This window comes from Nocardia sp. NPDC060220, assembly GCF_042727815.1.
Classification (GTDB): Bacteria; Actinomycetota; Actinomycetes; order Mycobacteriales; family Mycobacteriaceae; genus Nocardia.
Window position 1 is genome coordinate 1 of record NZ_JBHWZY010000996.1, and the last position, 2319, is coordinate 2319.

The 2319-nt window shown below is 65.8% G+C and carries 3 protein-coding genes; all 3 read right to left on the minus strand.

The genetic code is table 11. The features are described 5' to 3' along the window. Positions 1–34 precede the first annotated feature (34 nt). Positions 35–1633: a class I adenylate-forming enzyme family protein gene (locus tag ACFWF3_RS32755; protein WP_379317744.1), complete on the minus strand. Its 1599-nt coding sequence runs from the start codon at positions 1631–1633 to the stop codon at positions 35–37. 3 nt (positions 1634–1636) lie between these two features. Continuing rightward, positions 1637–2065 carry a hypothetical protein gene (locus ACFWF3_RS32760; protein WP_379317746.1) on the minus strand — a complete coding sequence of 143 codons (429 nt, stop codon included), beginning with the start codon at positions 2063–2065 and terminating at the stop codon, positions 1637–1639. Next, a partial coding sequence (locus ACFWF3_RS32765) for a GMC oxidoreductase (RefSeq protein ID WP_379317748.1) occupies positions 2062–2319 on the minus strand: 258 nt, incomplete at its 5' end. The genes ACFWF3_RS32765 and ACFWF3_RS32760, both read right to left, overlap by 4 nt.

Below are 2319 nucleotides of genomic sequence, written 5' to 3' on the forward strand. Positions count from 1 at the left end.
GCTCTCGCCGACTGAATACCAAGTCAGATCGACGTTATCGTTCGAAGACGGCGGCGAGATTCATTCGGTCGTAAACGCCGGCGCTCGTGGTCGACTTCGAGAGATGGTGCTTTTGAATCGTCCCGGTACCCGGTCCGCGCACGAACGCGGTGGATGCGACCTGCTCGACGAACCGCGGGACCGCGAAGCGGGGCAAGCGGTTTTCACAGAACGTGAAGAACTCCCTCGGGTTCAGTTCGTGTGCCTCCGCGCAGGCCACGAGCACCTTGATCTCATCCTCGCCGCCGAGTTCGTCCACCACACCGACCGCGGCGGCATCGAGGATGTCCGGCGCGTCCCTGACCACGGCTTCGAGCTCGTGGGCGGAGATGTTCTCGCCCCTGCGGCGCAGCGAGTCGGTGATCCGGCCCTTGTAGAACAGAAAACCGTCCGCGTCGAACGCGCCGAGGTCGCCGGTGTGATACCAGAGGTTCTGCCAGGCTTCGACCGTGGCGTCCGGGCGTCGCCAGTAGCCGCGCAGCGTCATGTTGGGATAGCGCGGTCGATGGCAGATCTCCCCGATCTGCCCGGCGGGCAGTCGGCGGCCGTCGGTGCCGAGGATGGCCACATCGAAGGCCGGGCAGACTACACCCGCGCTGCCACGTCGGCGGATGTCGCTGCGCTCGTGGGTGACGCCGTCGGCCTCGGTCTGGCCGTACATACTCAGGATCGGGATGCCGAGCCGATCCTCGTAGAAGGCGTAGGTCTGCGGCTGGACAGGTGCCGCGAGCAACGTACGCAACTGGATCCGTGAGGTAGCCGGTGGCTCCACACTTGTGGCTGCCGCCAGAATAGAGCCGACGGCGGCGGCCCATGTGCAGCCGTGGTCGACGATGTCGGACCAGAACCGCCGCACGCTGAATCGGGTCGTGAAGAAGACCGATGACCCGGATTCGATGATCGCGGGGAACACGATGTGAGCGTCCACGTGGAAGAACGGCAGGACGAAGTAGCCGACGTCACCCACGGTCAGATCCAGCATGGTTCGGATGCTGTGTGCGTGGTTGGCGAAATAGCCTCGCGGGAGCATGACGCCTTTGGACGGTCCCGTGGTGCCCGAGGTGTACAGGATCGTCGCGAGCACCTCACCACCGAATTGCCTTTCGGCGCAGTCGAGTTCGTCGGTGTCGACGTCGGCGGCCGGGGTGATCGGTGCCGTGATCGATTCGATCCGCACGTCCTGGGACTGCGCGCGCACCTGCGCACGGAAGTCCTCGTCTGTGAGGATCAGCATGGGGTCGCTGTCGGTGAGGACGTGGCGCAGCATCGACTCCTTGAGCTCGAAGTTCACCGACACCTCGACGGCGCCGACCCAGTAGATGCCGTACTGCCACGCCAGCCGATGCAGCGAATTGCGGCCGACCACCGCGACCCGGTCACCGGCACGCACCCCGAATCGCTCGCTGAGATCCACCGCGCACCGTCGCGCGAGCCGGGCGAACTCGGTGACCGAGGCGGTCCCCTCCGGCCAGGCCAGCAACGGCGCGTCGGGTCGATCGGCCTCGGCGGCGATGAGCAGTTCCACGGGGCTGCGCCGGAGGTAGTTCGGATCCTCGCCGGGTGCGCTGACCACGAGGAAATTGTTCTCCAGCATCGTCTACTCCGGATCCGGGGTGGGAACATAGGTCGCGCCGCGCGCCAGAACAGGCGCGAGCAATTCCTCGGTGACCAGCTGGTCTGCAGTGGCCGCAGAGACTGGCAGCCTTTCCTGTCCCGGGTAGCCGATGGCAACGCGGGTGGTCTTTGCCATGTAGTACGCGCACGACATGACCAGGAACGCGGCTTCCACCGCCTCTGCTGAGCACTGTTCCAGCCGCTCGGGAGTCAGGTCCGGCATCACCGCGGCCGTCGATGCAATTTCCTGCAATGCGGCCGTGGCATCGGCGTTGGCGCCGACAGCGCGGCGCAGCACCGCCTCATATTCGGGCAACTCGGTCATCCGCGGGGACAGAGTCGAGCCCGGGAACCAGAGATCGGCCAGCCGACGTGCACCGACTTGTTCGATCTCGCTGAGGAATTCGGTCACAGCGGCGTCCTTTGGTTCGAGGCGTTGTCGACGATGTGCTCAGCGCCGCGCAGCGCGAACGCCGAGATCGTCGACGTAGGGTTGACCGCCGAGGAGGTCACGAAGACGCTGCCGTCGAAGATGTACAGATTCGGCACGTCGTGGGCGCATCCGTAACCGTCGACCACCGAGGTGGCGGGGTCGTCGCCGCAGCGGGCCGTGCCGAGCAGGTGCCAGCCGACTTCGGGGAGGTAATCGACGCGGTGGGTGAAGAC